Source organism: Nonomuraea coxensis DSM 45129, assembly GCF_019397265.1.
Taxonomy (GTDB): domain Bacteria; phylum Actinomycetota; class Actinomycetes; order Streptosporangiales; family Streptosporangiaceae; genus Nonomuraea; species Nonomuraea coxensis.
The window spans coordinates 1,959,081-1,984,166 of sequence record NZ_CP068985.1 but is presented as its reverse complement, the minus strand read 5'-3'; the positions used below and the strand labels follow the sequence as shown (position 1 = coordinate 1,984,166).

23 protein-coding genes are annotated in these 25,086 nt (G+C 74.9%); 13 read left to right on the top strand and 10 right to left on the bottom strand.

Annotated elements, in window-relative coordinates:
- The first annotated feature begins 112 nt into the window (after positions 1 to 112).
- The 7 genes from Nocox_RS43660 to Nocox_RS09535 all read left to right on the top strand — a co-directional run bounded on the left by Nocox_RS43660 (position 113) and on the right by Nocox_RS09535 (position 9,302).
- Positions 113 to 1,945: a protein kinase domain-containing protein gene (locus Nocox_RS43660; RefSeq protein ID WP_219495593.1), complete on the top strand. Its 1,833-nt coding sequence runs from the start codon at positions 113 to 115 to the stop codon at positions 1,943 to 1,945.
- Positions 1,946 to 1,994: 49 nt separating this feature from the next.
- Positions 1,995 to 2,393 carry a Zn-ribbon domain-containing OB-fold protein gene (locus tag Nocox_RS09560; RefSeq protein ID WP_020544295.1) on the top strand — a complete coding sequence of 133 codons (399 nt, stop codon included), beginning with the start codon at positions 1,995 to 1,997 and terminating at the stop codon, positions 2,391 to 2,393.
- The gene (locus tag Nocox_RS09555; RefSeq protein ID WP_343224372.1) at positions 2,390 to 2,713 is read left to right on the top strand and encodes a VOC family protein; all 324 of its coding nucleotides are present in this window, start codon (positions 2,390 to 2,392) and stop codon (positions 2,711 to 2,713) included. The genes Nocox_RS09560 and Nocox_RS09555 overlap by 4 nt, the downstream gene beginning before the upstream one ends.
- Positions 2,714 to 2,738: 25 nt before the next feature.
- Positions 2,739 to 4,259, top strand: coding sequence for a class I adenylate-forming enzyme family protein (locus Nocox_RS09550; RefSeq protein ID WP_020544293.1), 1,521 nt, complete (start codon positions 2,739 to 2,741; stop codon positions 4,257 to 4,259).
- Complete coding sequence (locus Nocox_RS09545; protein WP_020544292.1) at positions 4,256 to 6,319, top strand: acetate--CoA ligase family protein; 2,064 nt, start codon at positions 4,256 to 4,258, stop codon at positions 6,317 to 6,319. Before Nocox_RS09550 ends, Nocox_RS09545 begins: the two co-directional genes overlap by 4 nt.
- Positions 6,306 to 7,055 carry a glucose 1-dehydrogenase gene (locus Nocox_RS09540; protein ID WP_020544291.1) on the top strand — a complete coding sequence of 250 codons (750 nt, stop codon included), beginning with the start codon at positions 6,306 to 6,308 and terminating at the stop codon, positions 7,053 to 7,055. The genes Nocox_RS09545 and Nocox_RS09540 overlap by 14 nt, the downstream gene beginning before the upstream one ends.
- 267 nt (positions 7,056 to 7,322) lie before the next feature.
- A complete protein-coding gene (locus tag Nocox_RS09535; protein ID WP_020544290.1) occupies positions 7,323 to 9,302 on the top strand; it encodes a CHAP domain-containing protein in 1,980 nt (659 codons plus the stop codon).
- Between the two features lie 9 nt (positions 9,303 to 9,311).
- Here the strand turns inward: Nocox_RS09535 and Nocox_RS09530 are convergent, their stop codons facing one another.
- The 6 genes from Nocox_RS09530 to Nocox_RS09505 are packed head-to-tail and all read right to left on the bottom strand — an operon-like array spanning position 9,312 to position 14,302.
- Entirely contained in the window at positions 9,312 to 9,752 is a 441-nt protein-coding gene (locus Nocox_RS09530; protein WP_020544289.1) for an acyl-CoA thioesterase, read from the bottom strand.
- A gap of 2 nt (positions 9,753 to 9,754) precedes the next feature.
- Positions 9,755 to 10,387 (bottom strand): TetR/AcrR family transcriptional regulator, encoded by a 633-nt coding sequence (locus tag Nocox_RS09525; protein ID WP_026214563.1) that lies wholly within the window; start codon positions 10,385 to 10,387, stop codon positions 9,755 to 9,757.
- Between the two features lie 14 nt (positions 10,388 to 10,401).
- A complete protein-coding gene (locus tag Nocox_RS09520) occupies positions 10,402 to 11,238 on the bottom strand; it encodes a TIGR03619 family F420-dependent LLM class oxidoreductase (RefSeq protein WP_033409636.1) in 837 nt (278 codons plus the stop codon).
- A complete protein-coding gene (locus tag Nocox_RS09515) occupies positions 11,235 to 12,185 on the bottom strand; it encodes an acyl-CoA dehydrogenase family protein (RefSeq protein WP_020544286.1) in 951 nt (316 codons plus the stop codon). The genes Nocox_RS09520 and Nocox_RS09515 overlap by 4 nt, the downstream gene beginning before the upstream one ends.
- The gene (locus Nocox_RS09510; protein WP_020544285.1) at positions 12,182 to 13,291 is read right to left on the bottom strand and encodes an acyl-CoA dehydrogenase family protein; all 1,110 of its coding nucleotides are present in this window, start codon (positions 13,289 to 13,291) and stop codon (positions 12,182 to 12,184) included. Before Nocox_RS09510 ends, Nocox_RS09515 begins: the two co-directional genes overlap by 4 nt.
- A 45-nt stretch (positions 13,292 to 13,336) precedes the next feature.
- Positions 13,337 to 14,302, bottom strand: a complete 966-nt coding sequence (locus Nocox_RS09505) for an alpha/beta hydrolase (RefSeq protein ID WP_020544284.1) — start codon at positions 14,300 to 14,302, stop codon at positions 13,337 to 13,339.
- A gap of 68 nt (positions 14,303 to 14,370) precedes the next feature.
- On the opposite strand from Nocox_RS09505, the gene Nocox_RS09500 reads away from it, so the two are divergent.
- From Nocox_RS09500 to Nocox_RS09480, 5 genes are all read left to right on the top strand, one after another.
- Entirely contained in the window at positions 14,371 to 15,114 is a 744-nt protein-coding gene (locus Nocox_RS09500; RefSeq protein ID WP_020544283.1) for a dienelactone hydrolase family protein, read from the top strand.
- An 80-nt stretch (positions 15,115 to 15,194) separates the two neighbouring features.
- On the top strand, positions 15,195 to 16,283 hold the full coding sequence (locus tag Nocox_RS09495) for an alcohol dehydrogenase catalytic domain-containing protein (RefSeq protein WP_020544282.1): 1,089 nt from the start codon (positions 15,195 to 15,197) through the stop codon (positions 16,281 to 16,283).
- A 39-nt stretch (positions 16,284 to 16,322) separates the two neighbouring features.
- Positions 16,323 to 16,817: a cupin domain-containing protein gene (locus tag Nocox_RS09490; protein ID WP_020544281.1), complete on the top strand. Its 495-nt coding sequence runs from the start codon at positions 16,323 to 16,325 to the stop codon at positions 16,815 to 16,817.
- Positions 16,817 to 17,449: an ArsR/SmtB family transcription factor gene (locus tag Nocox_RS09485; protein WP_020544280.1), complete on the top strand. Its 633-nt coding sequence runs from the start codon at positions 16,817 to 16,819 to the stop codon at positions 17,447 to 17,449. The genes Nocox_RS09490 and Nocox_RS09485 overlap by 1 nt, the downstream gene beginning before the upstream one ends.
- Positions 17,450 to 17,494: 45 nt before the next feature.
- Positions 17,495 to 17,803 (top strand): hypothetical protein, encoded by a 309-nt coding sequence (locus Nocox_RS09480; RefSeq protein ID WP_020544279.1) that lies wholly within the window; start codon positions 17,495 to 17,497, stop codon positions 17,801 to 17,803.
- A gap of 14 nt (positions 17,804 to 17,817) precedes the next feature.
- Here the strand turns inward: Nocox_RS09480 and Nocox_RS09475 are convergent, their stop codons facing one another.
- A complete protein-coding gene (locus Nocox_RS09475) occupies positions 17,818 to 20,049 on the bottom strand; it encodes an MMPL family transporter (RefSeq protein WP_020544278.1) in 2,232 nt (743 codons plus the stop codon).
- A gap of 101 nt (positions 20,050 to 20,150) precedes the next feature.
- Between Nocox_RS09475 and Nocox_RS09470 the strand changes: the two genes are divergently transcribed.
- A complete protein-coding gene (locus tag Nocox_RS09470; protein WP_020544277.1) occupies positions 20,151 to 20,681 on the top strand; it encodes a TetR/AcrR family transcriptional regulator in 531 nt (176 codons plus the stop codon).
- Positions 20,682 to 20,695: 14 nt separating this feature from the next.
- Here the strand turns inward: Nocox_RS09470 and Nocox_RS09465 are convergent, their stop codons facing one another.
- The 3 genes from Nocox_RS09465 to Nocox_RS09455 all read right to left on the bottom strand — a co-directional run bounded on the left by Nocox_RS09465 (position 20,696) and on the right by Nocox_RS09455 (position 25,002).
- Entirely contained in the window at positions 20,696 to 22,681 is a 1,986-nt protein-coding gene (locus Nocox_RS09465; RefSeq protein ID WP_020544276.1) for a protein kinase domain-containing protein, read from the bottom strand.
- A 107-nt stretch (positions 22,682 to 22,788) separates the two neighbouring features.
- Entirely contained in the window at positions 22,789 to 24,156 is a 1,368-nt protein-coding gene (locus tag Nocox_RS09460) for a serine/threonine-protein kinase (protein ID WP_084685727.1), read from the bottom strand.
- 9 nt (positions 24,157 to 24,165) lie between these two features.
- Positions 24,166 to 25,002 (bottom strand): LLM class F420-dependent oxidoreductase, encoded by an 837-nt coding sequence (locus tag Nocox_RS09455; protein ID WP_020544275.1) that lies wholly within the window; start codon positions 25,000 to 25,002, stop codon positions 24,166 to 24,168.
- Between the last annotated feature and the right edge of the window lie 84 nt (positions 25,003 to 25,086).

Genomic DNA, 25,086 nt, shown 5'->3' with positions numbered 1-25,086 from the left:
GCCACCTCCCGTCATAAGGGGTTAACTCACGGCGAAATAGCCGCACTCGTGACAACCCGAACCCCGGGTGAGACCGTCGAACCCAGAGACGGCCGCCACATGGGGGTAGGACTTGGTCCCTGGTTACCGTGAAGTACGCCAGCTCGGCGCGGGCCGCACCGGCCGCGTGTTCCTCGCCACGTACCAGGCGACCGGCGCCTACGTGGCGATCAAATACCTGAACGCCACGCTGCGCAGGGACGCCGAGTTCATGGAGCGCTTCCGGTCGGACACCCACCAGCTGGTCGAGCTCGACGACCCCGACATCGTCCGCCTCTACGAGTACGTCGAGACCCCGACCCGCGCGGCGCTCGTCATGGAGCTGGTGGACGGCGTCTCCCTGCGCACGCTGCTGGACGAGCACGGCCACGTGACACCGGAGGCCGCGCTCGCCGTGCTCAAGGGCGTCCTGCTGGCCCTGGCCGCCGCGCACGAGCGGGGCGTGGCGCACCGCGACGTCAAGCCGGAGAACGTCCTCGTCCAGGCGGACGGCACCAGCAAGCTCACCGACTTCGGCGTCGTGGTGCACGCCGAGGAGCCTGGCGTGCCCGCGGGCAGCCCGCCGTACATGTCGCCCGAGCTGTGGACCAGGCACGAGACCGGCCCGCCCGCCGACCTGTACGCCGCCGCCTGCACCCTGTTCGAGGCGGTCAGGGGACGGCCGCCGTTCCGCGCCGCCGGGGAGGGCGGCCAGGAGGAGCTGGACGTGCCGGCCACCAGGGACCGGCACCTGACCGAGCCGATCCCTCTGGAGGTGGTGCCGGACACGCTGCGCGACCTGCTCCGGCGCGGCCTGGCCAAGGACCCGGCCGACCGGTACGCCTCCGCCCGCCGGTTCGCCGCCGAGCTGGAGGAGGACGCGGTCGCCGGCTACGGCCCCGAGTGGGAGAAACGCGGTCGCCGCCACCTGGCCGAGCTGGCCACGCTGCTGGCCCTCCGTTTCCCGCTGGCACGCACCGACCGCGCCACCAGCGGCGGCGGCCCGGCGGTGGCGCTGCGCGACCGGCTCGCGCGCATGCCGCGCCTCCCGCCGCACCTGTGGGTGACGGGCGTGCTGGTCATGGCGGTGGCGATCGGGATCGTGCTGTCGGGCGGGCGGCTGCCTACCGGGCCGGGGGCGATCCTCCTGCCGCCGCCCGAGGAGAAGTCCGAGCCCGCCCCCTCGCCCGCCGACGCCACCACCGGCGCGACCGTGCCCACGACCGGCCCCACGACCGGGCCCACCAGGCGTCCCACGCCCGGCGCCACCGGCGGGGCCGCGCCGCGCACGCCCGCCGCCACGCCGGGCAGGACCAGCGCCGCCGCCCCTCGCCGCACCCCGTCCGCCACCCCGTCCGCCACCGCCACCCCGTCCGCCACCGCCACCGCGTCGGCCACCGGGCCCGCGCGGCCCGCCGTGCGGGCGGCCACGATCGTCGGCTGGAGCGGCCGGTCCGGCTCGGTACGGGTCGCCGCGAACGGGACCGGCCAGGTGCGGCTGCGGGTGACCTACACGCGGCGCGACGGCGACGACGCCCCCGCCACGACGCTGCACCAGGAGACCCTCGTCCTGAGCGGCCACACGTCGTACACCAGCGCCGTCGGTCACGACCCCGGCACGGTGGCCTGCGACCGGCGCGTCTACGTCGGCATCCTGGTGATGACCGAGCCCGCCTCGGGCAACGGCCCCCAGGTGAGCGAGGTCCCGGTGGACGGTCCCGCCTGCCCCACCCCGGCCTCGACCCCGCCCACCGGCCCCTCCCCCAGCCCCGTGAACGCCCCGGCCACCGCCAACGACCCCGCCAACGACCCCACAACCGCCGAGAACGTCGCCACCGCCGAGGACGCCACCCCCGCCGGCGACGCCGCGTCCCGCGATCCCGGCGGGGCGCCCGAGCACGTGGGGACGCTGGTCCCCGTCGAGTGACGGGACACGCCCTTGCCGGGCAACCAAGCGTGCGCTAGCTTGGCAAGCGATGAGCGCCGACACCGCCACCAGCCCTCCCCCCGACCCGCCCGCCCACCTGGCCGGGTACCGGGCCGCCTGCGCGCGGGGCGAGCTGGTCGTCCAGCGCTGCGCGGGCTGCGGCCGATGGGTGCAGCTCCCCGAGGCGGCGTGCCCGTGGTGCGGCGGCGGCGAGCTGACGTACGAGCCGGTCGGCGGGACAGGCGTGGTCCACACGTTCACCGTCGTCCACCGGTCGTTCGCGCCCGGCTACCAGGGGCGGGAGCCGTACGTGACGGCGTGGGTGGACCTGCCCGCCGGCGTGCGCGCGTTCGGGCACGTGGTGGGGTGCGCGCCGGAGGAGGTACGCATCGGCATGCCGGTGCGGGTGACGTTCGTCAACGAGTTGCCGCATTGGAGGCCCGCGTGAAGCTGGGCAACGTGCTGATCCCGGTGGCCGACCTGGACGAGGCCATCGCCTTCTACGGGCTGCCGGTGAAGTTCCGCGACGGCGACCGGTTCGCGGCGCTGGACGGGGGCGGCGTCACCGTGGCGCTGGCCGGGCCGGCCGAGCACGTCACGCCGGCGGCGGCGCCGTCGTACAAGGTGGACGACGTGCGGGAGAGCGTGCGCGAGCTGGCCGGGCGCGGGGCCGAGGTGGTGCGCGGCCCCGAGGAGGGGCCGCACGAGCGGCGGGCCGTGCTGCGCGATCCCTCGGGCAACGTCTTCGTGCTCTATTCCCCCCTCTGAGCCCCGCCGACCTGGAGGCGCCCCCATGGCACGATCACCGTACGGCAACTACGGCCACGCGATCCTGACCGCCGGCGCGATGCGCACCCCCGACCGGGTGGCGCTGACGTACTGCGGCGAGCGGAGCTTCACCTACGAGGAGCTGAACGCCAACGTCAACCGCCGCGCCAACGCCCTGCTCGCCGCCGGGATCGGCCCGGGGCGGCGGGTGGCGGCGCTGCTCAACGAGACGCTGACGGTGGCCGAGGTCTACCTGGCGCAGGCCAAGATCGGGGCGGTGACGGCGGCGCTGAACCCGTACTGGCCGGTCGAGACGCTGCGGGACGTGGTGGCCGCCTCCGGCTGCACGGCGTTCGTGCACGACGCGACCGTGGCGGAGACGGTCGGGCGGATCAGGGACTCGCTGCCCCAGGTCACCACGTGGATCGACGCCGGCGAACTGGCCGGCGGCCCGGACGCCGAGCCGCCGCTCGCCGGTTTCCACGACGACCCGCTCGCGCTCTACTACACCTCGGGCACCACCGGCCTGCCGAAGGCGGTCGTGCACACGCACGCCTCGTCGCTGGCCACCGCGCAGATCTGGCTGGACGTGCCGCGCGGCCCGGACGCGGTGTTCGGCACCGGCGCGATCATCTGGGGCATCGGCTTCCCCGCCATCGTCGGCCCCGCCCTGTACGCCGGCCTGCGCCTGGTGCTGGAGCAGGACTGGGGGCCGGCGAACTTCCTGCGGGTCGTGCCGCGCGAGCGGGTCACGCACGTGTCGCAGATCCCGTCGTTCTACGCGGCGCTGCTGGGCTCGCCCGATCACGAGGGCGTGGACCTGTCGTCCATCCGGGTGATCATGCTGGGCGGCGAGCCGCTCACCGCTCCCATGCTCGACCGGATCAAGGCCCGGCTGCCCGAGGCGGGCGTCTACTCCTATTACGGGCAGACCGAGGCTCCGTACACGTGCATGGGCCGGGTGGACGACGGCTCGACGCCGCTCGGCTCCTCGGGCCGGGCCCGCACCGGCAACGCCGTACGGGTCACGGACCCGGGCGGCCGCCGGGTGATCGACGAGGTCGGCGAGATCAACCTGGCCGGGCCGCACCGCATGGCGGGCTACGACGGCCTGCCGGAGCGGACGGCCGAGGTGCTGCGCGGCGACTGGTACGTCGGCGGCGACCTCGGCTCCGTCTCCGCCGACGGCGTGCTGCGCGTCCTGGGCCGCCGCGAGGACGCGATCGTCAAGGGCGGTGTGTGGACGCAGCCCGCCGCCGTCGAGGAGGCAGCCGCGGCGCTCGACGGCGTCGCCGAGGCGGGGGCCGTCGGGGTGCCCGAGGGCGCCGCCGACCAGCGCATCCTGCTGGCCGTCGTGCCGCGCGCCGGGCACTCGCTGGACGCCTCCAAGCTCGCGCTCGCCCTGGCCGACACCCTGCCGGCGCACCGGCGTCCCGACCACATCGTGGTGGCGGAGGAGCTGCCGCACTCGCAGGACGCCTCGGGCGGGCCGGGCAAGCTGCTCCGCAAGGCCATCCGCGACCAGTACGGGCACCTGCTCGGGTGAGCGCGCAGGAGCAGGTCCCCGAGCACGTGCACGAGCACGCCGTCAAGGCGATGCTGCGCGAGGCCGGGGTGCCGGTGCCGCGCGGCATCGTGCTCCCCGCCGGCGCGGAGGACTTCGGTGCGGCCGGCGAGCTGGCCGAGCCGCTGGTACTGAAGGCGTTCGGGCCAGGGCTGGTGCACAAGTCGGAGGCCGGGGCGGTGGTGCTCGGGCTGCGCGCGGCCGAGCTGCCTGGCGCGGCGGCCCGGATGCGCGAACGGGTGCCGCACCTCGCCGGGTTCCTGGTCGAGGAGCAGGCGGCGGCCGGGGTCGAGCTGATCGTGGGCCTGGTCAGGGACCCCGCGTTCGGCCCGGTGCTGCTCACCGGGCTGGGCGGCGTGTGGGCGGAGACGCTGCGCGACACGGCGCTGCGGCTGTGCCCGGTGCCGGAGCCGGACGTGCGGCGCATGCTGGCCTCGCTGCGCGCCGCCCCGCTGCTCGCGGGGAGCAGGGGCCGGCCGCCGGTGGACCTGGCCGCGCTGGTCAAGCTGCTGCTGGCGGTCGGCGGTCCCGGCGGGCTGTGGGAACGGCTGGAGCTCGGCGAGTTCGAGCTGAACCCCGTGATCGCGACCCCGGACGGCGTGACGGCGGTGGACGCCCGCCACCTGCCCGCCGCGCCGCCCCCAGCCGTCGTGCGCGGCGCGGCGACCGACTTCCTGCCGCTGTTCGAGCCGCGGGCGGTGGCCGTCGTGGGCGCCTCCGCCACGCGGCCCACCTTCGGGAACATGTTCCTCGACTTCTACCGGGCCGCCGGGGTCCCGCTGGTCGCCGTGCACCCAAGGGCGGAGGAGGTGGCGGGCGTGCCGGCCGTGCGCTCGCTCGCCGAGGCCGCCGCGACCGCCGGCGTGGACTACGCGCTGGTCGCCGTGCCCGCCGAGCGCTGCGCCGAGGTGGTGGCGCAGGCGGCGGGCGTGCCGTTCGTGCAGGTGATGAGCGGCGGCTTCGGCGAGGCGGGCCGCGCCACGCTGGAGGAGGAGCTGGCCGCCGCCGCCCGCGCGGCGGGCACCCGCCTGCTGGGGCCCAACTGCATGGGCGTCTACTGCCCGCGCGGCCGGCAGACGTTCGTCGGCGGCGGGCTGGGGCCGCCGGGCTCGGTGGCGCTGATCTCGCAGAGCGGCGGCCTCGCCGGCGAGGTGATCAAGGTCGGGGAGCGGCGCGGCCTCGCGTTCAGCCGGGTCGTCACCGTCGGGAACGCCGCCGACGTCACCCCCGCCGAGTTGCTGCGCTGGCTGGCGCGGGACGAGCGGACGCGGGCCGTCGGCCTGTACCTGGAGGACCCGCGCGACGGGCGGGAGCTGTACGAGGCGCTGCGCGTTCTGGACCGGCCGGTCGTGCTGCTGGTGGGCGGGCGTACCGGGCAGGGCAGGGCGGCCGCCGCCTCGCACACCGGCGGCCTGGTGAGCGACCTGCGCCTGTGGGAGGCGGTCGCCGAGCAGGCCGGGGCGGCGCTGGTGACGAGCCAGGACGACCTCATCGGCGTGCTCGCGTACTTCCAGGCCCACGGCTCACGTCCCGCCGACGGGGACGGGGTGCTGGTGGTGGGGCCGAGCGGGGGCGCGAGCGTGCTGGCGGCGGACGCGTTCGGCGCCGCCGGGGTGCGCCTGGACCCGCTGCCCGGGGACGTGGCCGGCGAGCTGCGCGGGCTCGGCGTGGCGGCCTCCGGCAACCCCCTGGAGGTGCCGGTGGGCCCTCTCGGCCGTCCGGACCTGGTGCCCGCCGTGGTCGCGGCGATCCTGCGCCGGCGGGCGTTCCGCGACGTGGTGGCGCACGTCAACGTGCAGGCGTTCTTCACCTACGGCGACGCCCCGGAGGCCCTGTACGCCTACGCGCACGCGCTGGCCGCCGCCCAGGAGGCGCTGCCGCGCACCCGGTTCACGCTCGTCACCAGGAACGGCGACTGCGCGCCGCCGGGCGTCGAGGACGAGGTACGGCGCGTCGCGGCGGCGGCGGGCATCCCGGTCTACCGGACCATGGAGGCGGCCGCTGCGGCCGTGGCGGCAGGAGGAGAGCATGGGGCTGCTTGACGGCAAGGTCGCGCTGATCACCGGCGGCGCGCGGGGCATGGGCGCGGCGCACGTGCGGCTGTTCCTCGCCGAGGGCGCGCGGGTGGTGTTCGGCGACGTCCTGGACGAGGAGGGCAAGGCGCTGGCCGAGGAGACGGGCGCCGCCTACGTCCGGCACGACGTGCGCAGCGCGGCCGAGTGGCAACGGGCCGTGGGCACCGCCCTGGGCCTGCACGGCCGGCTGGACGTGCTGGTCAACAACGCCGGCATCCTCAGGTACGGCCGCATCGCGGACATGCCGCCCGAGGAGTTCGACCGGGTCGTCGACGTCAACCTGAAGGGCGCATGGCTGGGCGTCAAGACGGTGATCGACCCCCTGACGGCGGCCGGCGGCGGCTCGATCGTGAACATCTCCTCCATCGAGGGCCTCATCGGCGCGGCGGGGCTGTCGGCGTACGCGGCCTCGAAGTTCGCGCTGCGCGGCATCACGAAGTCGGCGGCGCGGGAGCTGGCCAGGTTCGGGATCCGGGTGAACTCGGTGCATCCGGGGGCGATCAACACGCCGATGGTGCAGGACCCGGACCTCGCGCGGGAGGTGGACGCGGAGGCGTTCGTCAAGGCGATGGTGATCAGGCGCTTCGCCGAGCCGGTGGAGGTGTCGCACGTGGTGGCGTTCCTCGCCTCGGACCGGTCCAGCTACTGCACGGGCAGCGAGTTCACCGTGGACGGCGGCCTGCTCACGGGCGCGGGCTACTGATTACTAACCCTTGGGACATGTAGATCTTTTACCGTTAAACAGCGCGCGCTAGGACATTTCTGGCAGCATCCTGACCTGCGATTTCCTTGCCCCACAGGCTTTGCCGTCCCTTTGCGCGTGCTTGACCTGCGGTTACGGCACGGTAACCTCGCTTCATCACGGTAGATGACAAGCCTCCGGTCTTGTCCCACCAGTCACAGGGGGCATCTCTACCCGGTGCTGCGTGGGGCGAAACCGGTCTTGCCCGGAAGGTGCCCGCATACTTCCATGACGCCAGAGACGCAGAAGTTCATCGAGTTGCTCCAGAGCCAGCTCGGCTACGCCGAGAAGGCCGGCGCGTACACCAAGTTCGGCGACTGGTACGGCAAGAACGTCGAGTTCGACGCCGACTACACCGCCGCCCCCTGGTGCGACATGTTCCTCTCCTGGGCCGCGCACAAGCTCGGCTACGAGGAGTGGATGGGGCAGTTCGCGTGGACGGTGGAGCACGCGAAGTGGTTCAAGAAGCAGGGCGCCTGGGGCACCAAGCCCAAGCCGGGCGCGTTCGTCTTCTACGACTGGAGCGGCTCCAAGAGCATCGACCGCATCGACCACGTCGGCGTCGTGGTCCGCGTCGAGGGCAACAAGATCATCACGATCGAGGGCAACATCGACGGCGGCGTCGCCAAGCGCAAGGAACGTGACACCAGCAAGGTCGTCGGCTACGGCTACCCCGACGTGGTCAAGGCCCGGCTCGACGCGAAAAAGGCGAAGAAGTCCGAGGTCGAAGGGTCGCTGCCGCCCGACTCCGGCCCCGGCGCCCCCACGCTCTACGTGCAGGACGGCTCGCTCACCGCGATGATCCCGCAGACCGGCGCCGAGCAGGAGAGCGGCGCCCGGCCCCCGCTCGCCTCCCGGGAGAAGAAGAGCGAGCGGACCACCGCCTCCAAGACGCAGACCACGCCCCCGAAGAAGACCGAGCGGTCCGCCGGCTCCCCGGCGGACGTGAAGACGGGCGCGCGGGCGGGCGCGACGACGGATGCGACGACCGGCACGGGCGCCGTCCCGTCCCCGGCCGCCTCCGCCGCCGGCCAGGGGAACAAGCTGGGCAAGCACGCCAAGCCGACCACCGCCGACACGACCGCGGCCACCGCCGAGCCGCTGCCCGCGCACGCCGACCCGAGCGCCACTGGACCGCTCCCGGCCATCTCCTCGCCGACGCTGATCGGCTCGACGCTGGTGGCCGCCCTGGCGCTGCTCGCCGTCGCCAAGACCCGCCAGAACCGGGTACGCGCCGCCGTGGCCGCCGCCTCCCCCGCCCCGCGTCCGGCCCCGTCCCGCGGCGGACGCCGCCGCAAGCGCCGCGGCGCCGCCGTGCCGATCCCGCGGCCCGCCTGGACCCGTACGCTCGCCGCCGGCGCCGCCGAGCCCGCCACGGGCCCCAGCCTCACCACGGCACCGGCCACCACGGCCGGCCTCGTCGCCGCGACGGCCACCCCCGACCTGTTCGCCGCGTCCGCCGCCGGCCTCACCGCCGCGGAGACCCCGCTCGCCCGCACCGCCGCGGAGACCCTCTTCGCGCGGGAGGACGCCGACCTGTTCGCCGCCGAGACGCCGTTCGTGCGGGGCGACGCCGACGTGGTCGCGGCCGGCACGTCCCCCGTCGGAGCCAGGGACGCCCGTCTCGTCGCGGCGGGCGGCAGCGGCAGCGACGCCTCGCCCGCCGAGCAGGTACGCCGCATCAGGGAGGCCCGGCCCTTCGACCCGTTCGCGGACGCCGCGCCGCTGCGCCGGGGCCGTCGTGCCGCCGGCCCCGGCCCGCGCACCGGCATCGCCGTCGACAACCCCTACCGGCGCGCCGGCCGCCACGCCGACGCCGACGCCTTCGGCGAGCCGGTGGACGTCGGCCCCTTCGAGCCGTGCTGGGACACCGGCCCGATGCGGCGCATCCACGACGACGCCGACCCGCGCGACACGGGCGCGTTCGTCTTCGAGACCGGCCCGTTCCAGCGGATCGTCATCCCGGAGGCGACCAGCTCGTTCGACGCCTTCGCCCCCGCCTGGACCGGCGACGTCCTCGACGGCGGCCCCGCCCCCGTGCCCGCCTCCTACCGGGGGCGCCGCCGCCGCCAGGACCCGCCCGCCGAGGAGCCCTTCGTGGACCTGCTGCCGCGCGGCCGCCGGCACCGCCACGAGGAGCGCGAGCTGGTCGGCGCGATCAGCGCCACCTCCACCGGCCACCGCAGCCGGGGCCGCCACCGCGCCTAGGCGGGGGCCTCAGCACGCCGCCGCCGTCCGGCGGAGCAGCGGTCCGGCGGCGGCGCGCAGCTCGTCGCTGAACGGCGCGGGCCGCAGGGTGGCCGGGTCCAGATTGACGTTGACGCGATAGCCCTCCGCGTGGACCACCGTGCGGTCGGCCGACAGCACGCGGAAGCCGTAGACGCCGCTGGTGCGGCCCATGCGCTCCATCCAGAAGTGCACCAGCGGCTCGCCTGGCCCCACGATGGGCACGTGGTAGGTCACCTTGAACTCGCGTACGGCCAGGAAGACGTCCTTGAACGCCGACCCGGCGGGGTCCGGGGCCCAGCCCAGGCGCTGCCAGTACGCGCCGACCGCCCGCTCGACGAGCAGGGCGTAGCGGGAGTTGTGCAGCAGGCCCATGGCGTCGAGGTCGTCGAAATGCACCTGGACCGGTTCGTGCACGCCGTCTTCGATCATGATCAGTCCTCCGGGAGGAGCGTGGGGTCGGGGCAGAGCGCGCGCAGGCGTTGCAGCACGGCGCGGCGCGCGTGGACGAGGGAGGCCGGCCCGTCGAGCAGGCGCGAGTGGATGATCGCCATCTCCCCGAGCGCGTCGATCTCGTACGCGAGCTGCGCGGCGTCCACGCTCTCCGCGAGCTCGCCCATCGCCACGGCCTCGGTCACCAGCCGCCGGATGAACTCCTGCCACTCGCGCATGGCGCGCGCCACGCGGTCGCGCAACGCACCGGGACGGTCGTCGAACTCGGCCTGGACGGTGAAGAAGAAGCACCCGCCGGGAAGCGCGCCCTCGCCGTAGAAGCTCAGCCGCGCCTCGTGCAGCGCGAACAGCCGCCGCACCCCGGCCGGGGCCCGCAGGGCGGGCGCCACCACCCGCTCGGACCACTGGCGGGCGGCCCAGTCCACGGCGTCGAGCTGTAGTTGCTCTTTATCGCGCCAATGGGCAAAAAATCCGGACTTACTGGTGCCGGTCGCCGCCGCCAGTCGTCCGAGCGAGAGCCCGTCCAGCCCTTCGACGGAGGCCAGGCCCACCGCCCGTTCAAGGATCGCCTCGCGGCTGCGCAACCCGCGCAGCCGCCGGCCGTCTTGTGTCATGAACACAAACTACATTAACGACCGATCGTTTGTATATCTCGGCCGATCCCGTACCGGGCGGCGAAAGCCGTCAGGGCGGCGACCGCGTCACGGCCCCGCGTCCACGGCCGGACGATCAGCCGCTCCACGCCCAGCGCCGCCCACGCGGGCACCTCGTCGGGGGAGCCCAGCGCGTACGCGTGCGCCGTCACCGGCACCCCGCCCCCCAGCCGGTCAAGCTGCGGCCTGATGGAGCCGAGGGTGTGCGGCATGCTGATCCACCCGTCGCAGAGCCGCGCGGCCCGGCGCAGCGCCGCCGCCGACTCGCCGCCCGCGAGCACCGGCAGCCGCCGCTGCACCGGCTTGGGCTCGAAGGCGACCTCCGGGAAGGAGTAGAACCTGCCGGAGTGGGCGACCACCGGCTCGGTCCACAGCCGCCGTACCACCGCGATGGCCTCGTCCAGCCGAGCCCCGCGCGTCTCGAACGGGATCCCGGCGGCGTCCCACTCGCCCCGGTACCAGCCGGCCCCCACCCCGCACACGGCCCGCCCGCCCGACACCACGTCCAGGGTGGCGAAGGCGCGCGCCGACACGAAGGGGTGGCGCAGCGCGAGGAGCTGCACGGCGGTGCCGAGCAGGACCCGGCTGGTGTGCGCGGCCAGCCAGCAGAGGTACGCGGGCGCGTCGAACAGCGGCGTCTCCGGCCTGATCCCCGGATCGTCGCCACCCGGATAGACCGCGAGCGACAGGTCGGTGGCGAAGACCAGGTGCTCGGGCAGCCACACCGACTCGAACCCCAGCTCGTCGGCCGCCACCGCGACGTCCTTCCACGCGGCCGGATGCAGCAGCCCGAGCGGCACCCCGAACTTCACGGCCACCTCCGCGCGTCGCCGCCGAGCAGCGCGGACCGCACCCGCTCGCGGTGGACGGCGCTGGTCCCGTACGCCGCCCCGAGCGACCAGGCGCGGGCCAGCCAGAACCGCAGGTCCAGCTCGTCGGTGTAGCCGACGGCCCCGTGCACCTGGAGCGCGGAGCGGGCGGCGAGCGCGGCGGCCTCCCCGGCGGCGGCCTTGGCGGCGCTCGCGTCCCTGCCGGCGGCGGGCGCCCCGGCGTCCAGCGCGAGGGCGGCCCGCCACACGAGCGGCGCCGCGAACTCCACGGCCACCGCCACGTCGGCGAGCCGGTGCTTGACCGCCTGGAAGGTCCCGATGGGCGCCCCGAACTGCGTCCGGACCCGCGCGTAGGCCACGGAGCGCGCCAGCAGCTCCCTGGCCACGCCGACGAGCTGCGCCGCACCCGCCACGGCGAGCCGGTGCAGCACGGGGGCGGCCGGCGCCTCCAGCGGCTCGGACGTGTCGTAGGCGACGGCGAACAGCGGCCGGCACGGATCGATCCCCGGCCGCGGGTCGAGCCTGGCCGCCTCCCCGCTGACCAGCCGGGCCTCGTCCTCGCCGAGCACCACGAGGAGGTCGGCGAGGTCGGCGTCCGCCGCGTACGCCTGCCCCGGAGCGAGGACGCTCACGCACACCTCGCCGGCGGCGGCCTCGGGCAGCAGCGGCGCGGTCACGGCGGTCTCCGCGACCGGACCCGGCAGGCAGGCCCGCCCGATCTCCTCCAGCGCGGGCAGCACGTCGGTCAGCCCGAGCCCGAGCCCGTCGCGCTCGGGCGGCAGCAGCGCGGCGAAGAGGCCGAGCCCGGCGAGCCGCCGCCAGCCGGGCCGCCGCTCGGTGCGCAGCGCGGCCGGGGGGCAGGCGTCGCGCAGCACGTCGCGGACGGCCGCGCCGAACGCGAGCTGCTCGTCGGTGAAGGCGAAGTTCATCGCGGCAGCCCCAGGACGCGTTCGGCGACGATGGTGCGCTGGATCTCGTTCGTGCCCGCGTAGATGGGCCCGGCCAGCGCGAACAGGAAGCCGTCCAGCCAGGGCGTCTCCCCCGCCCGCTCGCCGAGCAGTTCCAGGGCGAGGGCGTGCATGCGCAGGTCCAGCTCCGACCAGAAGATCTTGCCGAGGCTGGCCGCCGCCCCGGTCTCCTCCCCCGCCATGATGCGGCGCGCGGTCGCGTACGTGTGCAGCCGGTACGCCTCCGCCTCCGTCCAGCACCGCGCCGCCCGGTCGGCCGCCGCCGGGTCACCGGACGCGCGGGCCAGCGCGAGGAGCCGGTCGGCGGTGGCGAGGAAGCGCCCGGGGCTGCGCAGGGTGAGGCCGCGTTCCGAGGACGTGGTGGCCATGGCGATGGACCAGCCCTGTCCGGCCTCGCCCAGCACCATCGACTCCTCGACCCGTACGCCGTCGAGGTGCAGCTCGGCGAAGCCGGGCAGCCCGTCGAGCTGGGCGATCGGGCGGACCGCGACCTCGTCCAGGGGGAACATCACGTAGGTCAGGCCCTGGTGCCGCGCTCCCGAGGTGCGGAAGAGGCCGAAGCCGTGGGTGGCGTGGGCGGCCCGCGAGCTCCACGTCTTGTGCCCGTGGAGCAGCCAGCCGCCGCCGGGGGCGGGCTCGGCGCGGGAGGTGAGCGCGGCGAGGTCGCTGCCCGCCTCGGGCTCGGACCAGGCCTGGGCCCAGACGTCGGCGCCGGAGGCCATGCGCGGCAGCCAGCGGGCGCGCTGCTCCGGGGTGCCGAACCGCATGAGGCACGGGGCCAGCAGGAAGATCCCGTTCTGGGTGACGCGGGCCGGCGCGCCGGCGGCCCAGTACTCCTCCTCGAAGATCAGCCAATCGATGAGGGAGGCGCCGCGGCCGCCGTACTCCTCGGGCCAGGAGACCACCGAGAGCCGGGCGGCGGCGAGCCGCGCCTCCCAGGCACGGTGCGCCTGGAAGCCCTCGGCGGTGTCCATGGACGGCAGCGGCGGATCGGGGACGTTGGCGCTCAGCCAGTCGCGAACCTCGGCGCGGAAGTCCCGCTCGGCCGGGGAGAAGTCGAGATCCACGACAACCAACCTAGCGCACGCTTGGTTGGTTGCCCAGCCTCCCGGTCAGACCCCGTACGCCCGCCGCAGCGCCGCGATCCTCGCCTCCCGCGCCCGGCGGCTCAGCGCCGCGTCCGGCACCATCATGTCGAACCCGTGGAAGGCCCCCGGGTAGAGGTGGAACTCGGTCGACACCCCGGCCCGCGCCAGCCGCGAGGCGTAGTCCATGTCCTCGTCACGGAACACCTCCATCTCGCCCACGTCCACGAACGCCGGCGGCAGCCCCGACAGGTCCTCGGCCCGCGCCGGGGCGGCGTACGGGGACACGCCGGGCCCGCCCGCCCGCTCGCCGAGCAGCGCCTTCCACCCGTAGCGGTTCGCGGCCCTGTCCCACACCACGGCGTCGGCGTGCTGCTCGCTGGAGTGCGTGGCGTCACGGTCGTCCAGCATGGGGCAGATCAGAAGCTGGAAGGCCACGTCGGGACCGCCTCGGTCGCGGGCCAGCAGCACCGTCGCCGCCGCGAGCCCGCCGCCCGCGCTGGCCCCGCCCACCGCCAGCCTGGCCGGGTCGATGCCCAGCTCGGCGGCGGACTTGGCGGTCCACGCCAGCCCCGCGTAACAGTCCTCGACCGGCGCGGGATGCGGATGCTCCGGGGCCAGCCGGTAGTCCACGGAGACCGCGACCAGGCCGAGCCGCTCGACGTAGTCGATCATCATGGCGTCGTCGAACTCGGGGCTGCCCATGATCATGCCGCCGCCGTGGATCCAGTAGAGGCCCGGCAACTCCGTGCCGCCGCCCGGCGGGCGGTAGATCCGCACCCGCACCTCGGGGGCGTCGTCCGGCCCAGGGACGTGCCGGTCCTCGATGGACACCTCGGTCTCCGGCCGCGGCACGGCGGCCACGAACGCGGCGGTCTCCGCGCGCCGCGCCCGCAGCTCCTCCGGCGTCATGGCCGCGAGGTCGACCACGGGCATGGGCGCCGCCTCGATCGCGGCGCGCAGCTCGGGATCGAGGTTGGGGTGATAGGTCATGCCTCTGACCTTCCACGACAGACGGCGCGATACTCCTCCGCAGGTGGATATCCGTGATCCTTGGGGGCATGCTGGCGGACATGTGCCACTCCACCGACAGCAGGCCGCCCGCTCCGCCCGTCCAGGGCGAGGTGGCCTCGCACGAGCAGTTCGAGCTGACCGCGGCCGACGGCAACCGCTTCATGGCCTTCAGGGCCGAGCCCGCCGAGCCGAACGGCCGCAGCGTCGTGATCATGCCGGACGTGCGCGGGCTGCACCCGTTCTACCGCGACCTCGCGCTGCGCTTCGCCGAGGCGGGCTTCCGCACGATCGCGATCGACTACTTCGGCCGCACCGCGGGCACCGGCGACCGCGGCGACGACTTCGACCACATGACGCACGTCAGGCAGCTGACCGCCGACGGCATCCGCGCCGACGTGCGCGCCGCCACCGACGCGCTGCCCGGCCCGGTCTTCACGGTCGGCTTCTGCATGGGCGGCGCGCACTCCTGGCGGCAGGCCCACGAGGGCGGCAACGGCATCGCCGGCGGCATCGGCTTCTACGGCGCGCTCCGGGCCATCCAGGCGCCGGAGACCGGTCCTGGCGCGCCGGTCCTGCTGCTGCGCGGCGGCGCGGACACGGCCTCCACGCCGGAGGAGTTCGCGGCGTACGAGGCGGCGCTGGAGCGCGCCGGCACCCCGTACGAGGAGCACGTGTACGAGGGCGCCCCGCACTCGTTCTTCGACCGCTCGTACAAGGAGTGGGAGAGCGCCTGCGAGGACGCCTGGCGGCGGATCCTGTCCTTCACCGAGCGGCACGCTCAGCCCAGGTAGGCGGCGAACACCGCGCCGGCGTCAACGGCCTACCTAGCAACCGCTTGCTCGAATATGGCCGCCCGGTTACCGTGAGGCGCATGCTGATGCGCGCGGCCGTGCTGACCGGGTTCCAGGCCCCCATGGAGATCCGCGAGGTGGAGATCGACGACCCCGGCCCCGGCGAGGTCCGCGTGCGGATCAAGGCGTCCGGCGTGTGCGGCTCCGACCTCAAGGCCATCGACGGCAAGAGCCCCGTCGTGCGCGAGCCGCCGTTCATCCTCGGCCACGAGAGCGCGGGCGTGGTGGAGAGCGTCGGCGCGGGCGTCACGGGGCTCAGGCCGGGCGAGCCCGTCGTCATCGCCATGAACGGCCCGTGCGGGCGCTGCCGGCACTGCGGCGCGGGACGGTTCCACCTGTGCTCGGGCCCGGCCCGGCTGCAGGCCATCACGGGCGGCGCGCCGCGCGTCCGGCTGGACGGGCGGGAGACCCGCCGCTTCATCGGCATCGGCTCCTTCGCCGAGTACGCGGTCGTCGCCGAGACCATGTGCGTCAAGGTCGGCCCCGCCGCCGACTTCGCCGCGCTGGCCCTGCTGGCCTGCGGCGTCGTCACCGGCGTGGGCGCGGTGCTCAACGTCGCCCGGGTGGAGCCGGGCTCGTCGGTCCTGGTCGTGGGCTGCGGCGGCGTGGGGCTCAACGTCGTGCAGGGCGCGGTGCTGGCGGGCGCGACCACGATCGTCGCGGCGGACGTGGCCGAGCCCAAGCTCAAGCTGGCCGAGCGCTTCGGCGCCACCCACACGCTGCTCGCCGCCGACCTCCCCCGGCAGGTGGGCGAGCTGGTACGGGGCGGCGCCGACTACGCCTTCGACGTGACCGGCGTCCCCGGCGTGCTGGCGCAGGCGTTCGCCGCCACGCGGCAGGGCGGCACGACGGTCATGGTCGGCAGCCCGCCGGCGGGCCGGCCGGTGGAGCTGGACCCGGGGCTGCTGTTCGCCTCCCGCCGCCTCATGGGCACCCAGGGCGGCGACGCCGCGCCGCACCGCGACCTGCCCATGCTCGCGGGACTGCATCGGCGGGGCCGCCTCGACCTGGACGGCCTGATCTCCGAACGCCTCCCGCTCGACGCGGTCAACGACGCGGTCGCCCACGTGCGGGAGGGGGCCGTGGCGCGCACGGTCATCACATTCTAGGCTATTCTAAGCTTCCTTAGAACATTAGAAGGAGGCGGAATGTCCTACCCCCCGATCCGTCACGAAGGCGAGAAGGGCACGACCGGCGGCGTCCTGCGGACCGGCGACCGCGCCCCCGACCTGCGGATGTGCGAGAACGGCACCCAGGTCCACTACCTCGGCACAGGAGACTCCACGGGCGGCGCGTTCGGCCTCTACCGCTGGGAGATGGGCCCCAACCCGTCCGGCCCCAGCCCCCACTTCCACCGCACGATCACCGAGTCGTTCTACGTGCTGTCCGGCGAGATCAGGCTGTTCAACGGCGAGACGTGGGCCACGGGCCGCCCCGGCGACTTCCTGTTCGTGCCGGAGGGCGGCATCCACGCCTTCCGCAACGAGTCCGGCGCGCCCGCCTCGATGCTGATCCTCTTCACGCCGGGCGCGCCCCGCGAGGCGTACTTCGAGGAGCTGGCCGACATCGCGAACACCGGCCGGGAGCTCACGCCCGAGGAGTGGACGGACCTCTACCTCCGGCACGACCAGTACATGGTCTGATGTCCGAGTTCCCCGAGGAGCCGATCTACCAGCAGCTCGCCCGCGTCGCCAAGGCCCTCGCCAGCCCGGTGCGGCTGCGCCTGCTCGACGTGCTCGACCAGCGCGAGCGCACGGTCGAGGAGCTGTCCGCGGCGGCCGGCGTCGCGCTCAAGAACACCTCGGCACAGCTCCAGCAGCTCCGCGCCGCCCACCTGGTGACCAGCAGGAGGGACGGCCCGCGGGTCTACTACCGGCTGGCCGACGAGCGGGTCTCCCGCTTCCTCGGCGAGCTGCAGGGCTTCGCCCACGACCGGCTGGCCGGCCTGCGCGACGCCGTGCGCGACCGGCTCGGCACGATGGAGGGCGTCACCGCCGGCGAGCTGGCCGGCCGCCTGACCGACCCGGCCACGCTCGTCCTCGACGTGCGCCCGGCCGCCGACTACGCGGCCGGGCACGTCCCCGGGGCGGTCTCGGTGCCGCTGGCCGAGCTGCGCGAACGGCTGGCCGAGCTGCCGCGCGACGCCTCGATCGTGGCCTACTGCGGGGGGCCGTACTGCGTGGTCTCGCCCGAGGCCGTACGGGTGCTGCGCGAGCACGGTTTCGACGCCCGCCCGCTGGACGGCGGATATCTGGGCTGGCGGCGCGGAATGTGATATTCACTCCGAGTGACTGAACCATCACGACAGAGGCAGGCACACATGCGCGTCACCCGCACCGCCGCGGCCGGTCTGCTCGGGGTCCTCACCCTGAGCGGCCCGGTCCCGGCCTCCGCCGCCCGCCTCTACGACTTCGCGGTGCCCGACGTCGTCCTCTGGAGCGAGCCGACGGCGAGCTCGCTCCAGAACGGCCTCGGCCAGCCCGGCGAGGGCTTCGCCCTCTACCGCTCGGAGGAGCACGAGCTCCACCGCTGCGGCTGGTTCGAGAGCACCCTGTGGCACCACGGCCGCAACCTGGCCACCGGCGTCACCGGCTGGGTCCCCGCCTGCGACACCGACGACCCCGACTGACGGCCCGCCGGGGCCTACACCCCGGCGGGTTCGCGGTGCCTAGGGGCCGGCGCGGCGGCCTCCTCCTCGTCCTCCTCGTGGCCCTCCACCGACAGGTTCGGCAGGAGGCGGTCCAGCCAGCGCGGGCACCACCAGTTGGCCCGGCCGAGCAGCACCATCGTGGCCGGCACCAGGAAGCCGCGGATGATCGTGGCGTCCACCGCGATCGCCACCGCGAGCCCCACGCCGAACGTCTTCACCAGCGCGTCCGGATAGGCGATGAACGCCACGAAGACGGCCACCATGATCAGCGCGGCGGAGGTGATGACCCGCCCGGTCGAGCCGAGCCCTTCGGCCACCGCCCGCGCGTTGCGCCCGTGCCGCGCGTACGACTGCCGCACCGCCGTCAGCAGGAACACCTCGTAGTCCATCGACAGCCCGAACAGCACCGCGAACAGCATCAGCGGCACATAGCTCTCGATCGGCACGGTGAAGAAGACCGTCTGCAGGTAGGACGAGCTGACCGGCGCGTCCATGCCCACCAGGCCGCTGCCGAGCCCGACCGAGAACACCAGCGCCAGCGCGCCGAACGCGGCCCCGAGCGAGACCAGGTTCATCACCGCCGCCTTGATCGCGACCACCGGCGCGCGGAAGGCGAACAGCAGCAGCAGCGCGCTGAGCAGCACCACCACGCCGATGACCAGCGGGGTGCGCTCGGCCATGCGGTCACCGGCGTCCGTGAGGCCCGCGACCTTGCCGCCGACGTGCACGTCCACGCCGGGCAGCGCGATCTTCCTGACGTCGTGGACGACGTCCACGGTCCGGCTGTCGCTGGGGGCGTACTCGGGGATCGCCTGGAGCAGCACCGAGCGGCCCGAGTCGTTGACCTTGGGGTCGGTGACGTGCGCGACGCCCTCGACGTCCCCGACCGTGCTCTTGAGCTCCTTGACCAGCGGGTCCTTGGCGTCCTTCACCTTTTCCGGCAGCTCGGCGACCACGATGAGCGGGCCGTTGGCGCCGGGGCCGAAGGCGGTGGCCATCAGCTCGTACGCCCGCCGCGAGTCCGACCCCTGGGTGCCGTACCCCTCGTCGAGCGAGCCGAGCTTCAGCGCGAGCGCCGGGGCGGCCAGCGCGCCCAGCACGACCACGCTGGCGAGCAGCACCCGCCACGGCCGGCGGGCCACCCACGAGCCGAGCCCGGCCCAGCCGCCGCCGGAGCGGCCTTCCGAGCCGGCGGCGCGCAGGCCGGGCACCTTCAGCGCGTTGACGCGGTGACCGAGCAGCCCGAGCAGGGCGGGGACGAGCGTGATGGAGGTCAGCACGGCGGCGACGACGGAGATGCCGGTGACCCAGCCGAGCGTGGCCAGCAGCGGGAACCCGGCCAGCAGCAGCGCGCTCAGCGCGATGATCACGGTGCCGCCGGCGAAGACGACCGCGCCGCCGGAGCTCGCGACCGTGCGGCGTACGGACTCGACCACCGGCACGCCTTGGGCGAGCAGCCGGCGGTGGCGGGAGAGCAGGAACAGCGCGTAGTCGATGCCGACGCCGAGGCCGATCATCGTGGCCATGATGCCGGCCTGCTTGGGCATGTCCACGACCCAGCCGAGCAGCCCGATCAGGCCGAGGCCCGAGGTCACGCTGACCAGCGCCGCGAAGATCGGGATCATGGCGGCGACCAGCGTCCCGAACGCGAACACCAGCACCAGCAGCGCGCACACCACGCCGATGATCTCGCTGGGCCCGGTCTTGATCTCCTTGTCGGCGGGGCTGGAGCTGTCGGCGGGGACGACCTCCAGCCCGGCGGCGCGCGCGGGGTCGGCGGCCTTCGACAGGGTCTGCGTGGTCTCGGCCAGCTTGTTGGGGTCCTGGCCTTCGAGCTTGACGCCGATGATGCCGATCTGCAGGTTGGAGGAGATGCCGCCGACGCGGAAGGGCGTGTCCACCTGGTCGACGTGCGGCACCTGGCGGATGCCCGCGATCGCGTCCTCGACGGCGCGCTTGCGCTTGTCCTCAAGCAGCGGGCCGTCGGGCGAGTAGACCAGGAGCTGGATGCTGCCGCCCTGGTCGTAGCCGGGCCCGAAGCCCTCCTTCATGAGGTCGTGGGCACGCTGCGCGTCGGTGCCGGGGATGCTCGCGTCGTTGCTGGTGGGGCTCGGGAAGGCGAGGTTCGCTCCCATGAGGCCGGCCGCCACCACGACCCATAAAGCGAGGACGATCCCGCCGTGCCGCGCGCACCAGCCGCCCAGCCGCCCCAGCAACCGCGTCATCGCTCAGCCCCCACCCTCGCCGACCGTCCTGTACGGTCGTACAGGACCTACGATAAGGCCGGAACCCTCCGGCAGGCTGTCTCCCCCAGGGAAATGAGACGATGACCACAGCCGACGACACCCGCACCCGGATCCTGGCCGCGGCCAGGGAGTTGTTCGCCGAGCGCGGCTACGCGGCCACCTCACTCGCCGACATCGCCGCCGCCGTCGGCCTCACCAAGACCGCCGTCGCCTACCACTTCCATCCGAAGGACCGGCTGGCGTCGGAGCTGCTGTCCCCGGTGGCCGGCGACATGCTGGCGCTGCTCGGCGACGACCACGCCGACCGGCCGGCGTTCGTGGCGGCGCTGGTCTCGTTCGCGGTCCGCTACCGGTCGGTGATCCGGCTGTTCATGGAGGACCTGGCGGGCGACGACGCCGTCTCGCCCGTCTCGCCCGACTCCGAGGCGGCGGCGATCCGCACCTTCCGTGACGGCATCTTCGCCAAGCTCGCCGGGGAGGACCCGGACGCGGCGACGACCGTACGCTGCTGGGCGCTGCTCGGGGCGCTGCAGTGGGGCGTGGCCAAGACCATGGACCTGCCGGAGGACGAGGTCGAGGCGGTGCTGCTGGAGGCGTTCCGCGGCCTGTGACCACGACCCGCCGCTCAGGACGACGTCGGGGGGACCTCGCCGCCGCCGGACGGGACCGTCGGGGTGACGGCGGGCTCGGTGGGGCCGGGCCCTGACTGGCTGCGCAGGCCGACGGTGAGGACGACGCCCGCCCCTGACCCGGCGCACGTGCCGGGCGAGAGGCTCTGGGCGATGACCGTGCCGACCTGCGACGGGTTGTCGACGACCTGACCCCGCACCCGTACGGCGAGCCCCGCGGCCCGGAGCGCGGCGCGGCCGTCCGCGCGCGCCCTGCCGACCACCGAGGGGACGCTCACGCCCTCCTGGGACACGGTCAGCGCCACCGCCGTGCCGCCCGCCACGCGCGTGCCCGGCTCGGGCCGCGCGGCGAGGACGCTGTCGTCCGGCTTGGCCGAGCACGTACGGGCGACCGCGCCGGCCTTCAGACCCGCGGCGGCCAGGGCGGACCGGGCCGCCGCCTGCTGCTGTCCGGCCACGGCCGGGACGGGGACGCCCGCCGACACGCGGAGCGCGACCGCAGCGCCCTTGGCCGCCCGCGCGCCCGCGGCGGGCTCGCTGGACAGCACCTGGCCGATCTTCTCCCGCGAGTCGGTCCGGGTCACCGCGCCGGGGACGAGACCCGCCCGCTTGATGGCCTTGACCGCCGCGGCCCGGTCCAGGCCGGTCAGCGCAGGGACGGTCGCCTGCGGCGGCACGGCGGCGGTGGACGGGAGACCGGCGGGGTTCGTGCCCGGCCGGGCCGCGGTGCGGTCGGCGGGCGGATTCTGCGGGCCCCGCCGGGGCGGGGCGGTGGTGGACGGCGGCTTCGTGGTGCGGGGCCCGGACGTCACGGGCCGCGTCTCCGCCACCGGCCCGGCCACCTGGGCGGCCTGGCCGTTCCTGCCGAGGGTGGGGACGAGGACGGCGAGCAGCACGGTGGCGGTCACCAGCAGCGCCACGCAGACGGCGAGCGCCGCCCGCATCCACCCCGCCTTCCTGGCGGGATCCCCGCCGACGCGCGGGCTCCCGCCTCCGGGATCGCCGGGGTCGCCGAACCCTGGAAGCACGTAGCCGCCCGGGGTGCCGGTGGCCTCGGGCTCGGCGACCGGCGTGCGCTGCCCGGGAACCAGGGGCGAGGGCGGCGGGTCCGGCGGGTCCGGCGGGGGCACGGCGTGGAGGACGTGCGGGGGCGGGGTGGCGAGCACCTCGGCGGGCAGGCCCGCCGACGCCTCCCCCAGCAGCTCGAACAGCAGCTCCCTGCTCCCCGGCCGGTTCCTGGCGTCCTTGTCCAGGCACGCCTCGACCAGCGCGCGCAGCCGCCCCTCCAACCGGCCGAGCTCGGGCGGGGCGGTGAGGATCCGGTGCAGGACCGGCGCCACGGAGTCCTGCCCGAAGGGTGCGCTGGCGTTGGCGGCGAAGCACATCGTCGCGGCCCACGAGAACACGTCCGCCTTGCCGGTGACGGCCGAGGCGGTGATCTGCTCCGGCGCCATGTAGGCCGGCGTGCCCACGCCCCTGCCGCTCACCGTGGCCGCCGCGTCCAGGGCGCGGGCGAGGCCGAAGTCGATCACCCGGGGCCCGTCGGAGCCGAGCAGCACGTTCTGGGGCTTGAAGTCGCGGTGGACGATGCCCGCCCGGTGGATCGCGGCGATCGCCGTCGCCGTGCCGACCGCCAGCCGCTCCAGCGCGCCCCCGCGCCGCGGCCCGGTCAGGGCGACCTCGCGGGCCAGGGACGGCCCGTCCACGTACTCGCTCACGATGTACGCCCGGCCCTCGTCGAACCCGGCGTCGATCACCTGCGCCGTGCAGAACCTCGCCACGTGCTTGGCCAGCTCCACCTCCCGCAGGAACGCGCCCCGCTCGTCGCCCACCGGCCCGTGGAGCAGCTTGACCGCGTACGCCTCGCCGTCCCTCGCGCCGAGGAACACGACGCCCTGGCCGCCCTCTCCGAGGCGTCCGGACAGCTCGTACGCACCGAGCCGGGCCGGGTCCCCCGTCCTGAGCGGCTGTGCCGTTGGCACCGGGTGCCTCCCCTCGCCGCCACCCGTTCCTGCTTACCAGTGGAAGCAACCGGTTGCCTGCCGTCAACCTCGCGCGGGACAATGCCGCCTGACCGTGACACTCGCCTTCAGGACGTGCGGGTCACCGTGCCCGAATACGTCACTTCTTCCTGTCCCTCGCGGGTCACCTTGATGGCGAGCTGGTCGGCGTACGAGGTGGGGAGCAGCCGCAGCGTCCCGGGGTAGCACTGGTCGCCGGCGACCCGGTGGAGGGCGTACACCGTCCCGGTGCCGCCGTCGCGGGCGACGCGGCCCGAGCAGTGCAGGTCGCTGCCCCAGCGCATGGTGCCCGCGCCGTCCTCGCCGAGGCGCAGCTCGACGGGGAACACCCGCCCGGCCGTGACGTGCTCGGCCGAGCCGGTCCAGGTGCCGGCCAGACCGGGCCCGCGCGCGCCCTGAAGCCAGTAGACGGCTCCGCCGACCGCCATCGCCAGCCCGGCCAGCCCGACGGCGACCTGCCACACCCGTGGCCGCCGCCGCGCCGGCCGGGGCTCGAAGGCGGCATCGGACCTGGTGATGGCGGGAAAGGCGGTGGTGGGGGCCGGATCCGTGGTGGGGACGGGACGCGGGGCGGTGGTGTCCGGGCGCGGGGGGACGGCGGCCATGGCGCCCGAGGTCAGGACGTCGCCGCCCGCGCCGTCCTGGCCCAGCAGCCGCCGCAGCACCTCCTCCGCGTCCGGCCGGTCACCGGGCTCCGGCGCCAGGCACGCCTCGACGATCTCCCGCAGCCGCCCGGTGAGCGGCCCCAGGTCGGGCCGGCCGAACAGGATCCTGGCCAGCACCTCCTGGTAGGTCTCCCCCGTGTACGCGTGCCGCCCGCTGGCCGTGTACGCCACCGTCAGCGCCCAGGCCCACAGATCGGCCGGAGGCCCGGCGACCTCGCCCTTGATCCGCTCGGGCGGCAGGTAGGCGGGGGTCCCGACGGGCGAGAGCCCGGTGGTGACCGCGGTGCTCACCAGGCGCGACACCCCGAAGTCGATCACGCGGGGCCCGTCGAGGCCGAGCAGCACGTTGCCGGGCTTGAAGTCCCGGTGCACGACCCCGGCCCGGTGGATGGCGCCGAGCGCGGTGGCGGTGCCGATGGCCAGCCGGTCCAGGGAGCCGCCGAGCCGCGGCCCCCTGGCGGTGACGTGCTCGCCCAGCGACGGCCCCTCGACGTACTCGCTGACCAGGTAGGGGCGGTCGCCTTCGAGGTCGGCGTCGAGGAGCTGGGCGGTGCAGAACGCGGCCACCCGCCGGACGGCCTCGACCTCGCCGAGGAAGCGCCGCCGTACGACGGGGTCGGCGGCGAGACCGGCGTGCAGCAGTTTGACCGCGACCTGCGCGCCCTGCGGCGAGTGGCCGAGGTAGACGACGCCCTGCCCGCCCTGCCCGAGCCGCCGCGACAACCGGTAGGACCCCAGGTGGCGTGGGTCGTCGGGACGTAGCTCGGACATGCTCCGGCATTATGCCGTCTTCGCGATCAGTTCGGCGTAATGGTCGAGGATCGGGAGCACCCGGTCGGCCGGGCCGCTCGGCAGCCCGGCGACGACCTCCTCGACGCCGAGCCCCGCGTAGTGGTCGAGCTTCTCGGCGGTGGGCAGCGTCCCGAACGGGATGACGCGGGCCGGCGGCCTCCCGGCCCGCTCGCACGCCTCGCGGAGCGCGGGCAGCGCGGCCTTGATCCCCTTGCCGCCGATGGGCATCCAGCCGTCGGCGTACTCGGCGACGTGGGAGAAGAGCTTCGGCCCCGCCGCGCCGCCGAGGTAGACCGGCGGGCGGCGGCGCGGCTTGGGCCAGGACCAGGCCGGCTCGGCCCCGTCCAGCAGGCCGTCGAAGGAGGCGATCTCGTCGCGCCAGAGCGCCTGCATGGCGAGGACGTGCCGGCGGGCGACGTCGCGGCGGCCGGCGTACGGGACGCCGTGGTTCTCGATCTCCTCGACGTTCCAGCCGAACCCGACGCCGACCGTCACCCGCCCGCCGGACAGGTGGTCGAGCGAGGCGATGGCCTTGGCGGTGACGATGGGGTCGCGCTGGGCGGCGAGCAGGATGCCGGTGCCGACCTCCAGCGTCCGGGTGGCGGCGGCGGCGAAGGAGAGGGCCACGAGCGGGTCGAGGGTGCGCCGGTACTCCTCGGGCAGCTCGCCGCCGGCCGCTCCGGGGTAGGGGGTACGGCGGGAGACGGGGATGTGGGTGTGCTCGGGCACGTAGAGGGAGGAGAACCCGCGCTCCTCGGCCGCTCCGGCCAGCTCGTGGATCGGCATGGCGAGATCCGTCGGGAACATGGTGACGCCCAGCCTCATGGGCCCTCCTTGTGATTAACCAAGCGATTGCTCGGTTAAGATTTCCAGAGTACCTTGCGTAGGAACACTCCGCGGAAAGAGGTC

Excerpts from the sequence above, each read along its gene's own strand:
- Nocox_RS09515 (WP_020544286.1), bottom strand. The coding sequence starts at position 12,185 with ATGAACTTCGCCTTCACCGACGAGCAGCTCGCGTTCGGCGCGGCCGTC.
- Nocox_RS09485 (WP_020544280.1), top strand. The coding sequence starts at position 16,817 with ATGTCCGAGTTCCCCGAGGAGCCGATCTACCAGCAGCTCGCCCGCGTC.
- Nocox_RS09460 (WP_084685727.1), bottom strand. The coding sequence starts at position 24,156 with ATGTCCGAGCTACGTCCCGACGACCCACGCCACCTGGGGTCCTACCGG.
- Nocox_RS09535 (WP_020544290.1), top strand. The coding sequence starts at position 7,323 with ATGACGCCAGAGACGCAGAAGTTCATCGAGTTGCTCCAGAGCCAGCTC.
- Nocox_RS09455 (WP_020544275.1), bottom strand. The coding sequence starts at position 25,002 with ATGAGGCTGGGCGTCACCATGTTCCCGACGGATCTCGCCATGCCGATC.
- Nocox_RS09490 (WP_020544281.1), top strand. The coding sequence starts at position 16,323 with ATGTCCTACCCCCCGATCCGTCACGAAGGCGAGAAGGGCACGACCGGC.
- Nocox_RS09525 (WP_026214563.1), bottom strand. The coding sequence starts at position 10,387 with ATGACACAAGACGGCCGGCGGCTGCGCGGGTTGCGCAGCCGCGAGGCG.
- Nocox_RS09540 (WP_020544291.1), top strand. The coding sequence starts at position 6,306 with ATGGGGCTGCTTGACGGCAAGGTCGCGCTGATCACCGGCGGCGCGCGG.
- Nocox_RS09530 (WP_020544289.1), bottom strand. The coding sequence starts at position 9,752 with ATGATCGAAGACGGCGTGCACGAACCGGTCCAGGTGCATTTCGACGAC.
- Nocox_RS09495 (WP_020544282.1), top strand. The coding sequence starts at position 15,195 with ATGCTGATGCGCGCGGCCGTGCTGACCGGGTTCCAGGCCCCCATGGAG.
- Nocox_RS09550 (WP_020544293.1), top strand. The coding sequence starts at position 2,739 with ATGGCACGATCACCGTACGGCAACTACGGCCACGCGATCCTGACCGCC.
- Nocox_RS09480 (WP_020544279.1), top strand. The coding sequence starts at position 17,495 with ATGCGCGTCACCCGCACCGCCGCGGCCGGTCTGCTCGGGGTCCTCACC.
- Nocox_RS09500 (WP_020544283.1), top strand. The coding sequence starts at position 14,371 with ATGCTGGCGGACATGTGCCACTCCACCGACAGCAGGCCGCCCGCTCCG.
- Nocox_RS09475 (WP_020544278.1), bottom strand. The coding sequence starts at position 20,049 with ATGACGCGGTTGCTGGGGCGGCTGGGCGGCTGGTGCGCGCGGCACGGC.
- Nocox_RS09560 (WP_020544295.1), top strand. The coding sequence starts at position 1,995 with ATGAGCGCCGACACCGCCACCAGCCCTCCCCCCGACCCGCCCGCCCAC.
- Nocox_RS09470 (WP_020544277.1), top strand. The coding sequence starts at position 20,151 with ATGACCACAGCCGACGACACCCGCACCCGGATCCTGGCCGCGGCCAGG.
- Nocox_RS09505 (WP_020544284.1), bottom strand. The coding sequence starts at position 14,302 with ATGACCTATCACCCCAACCTCGATCCCGAGCTGCGCGCCGCGATCGAG.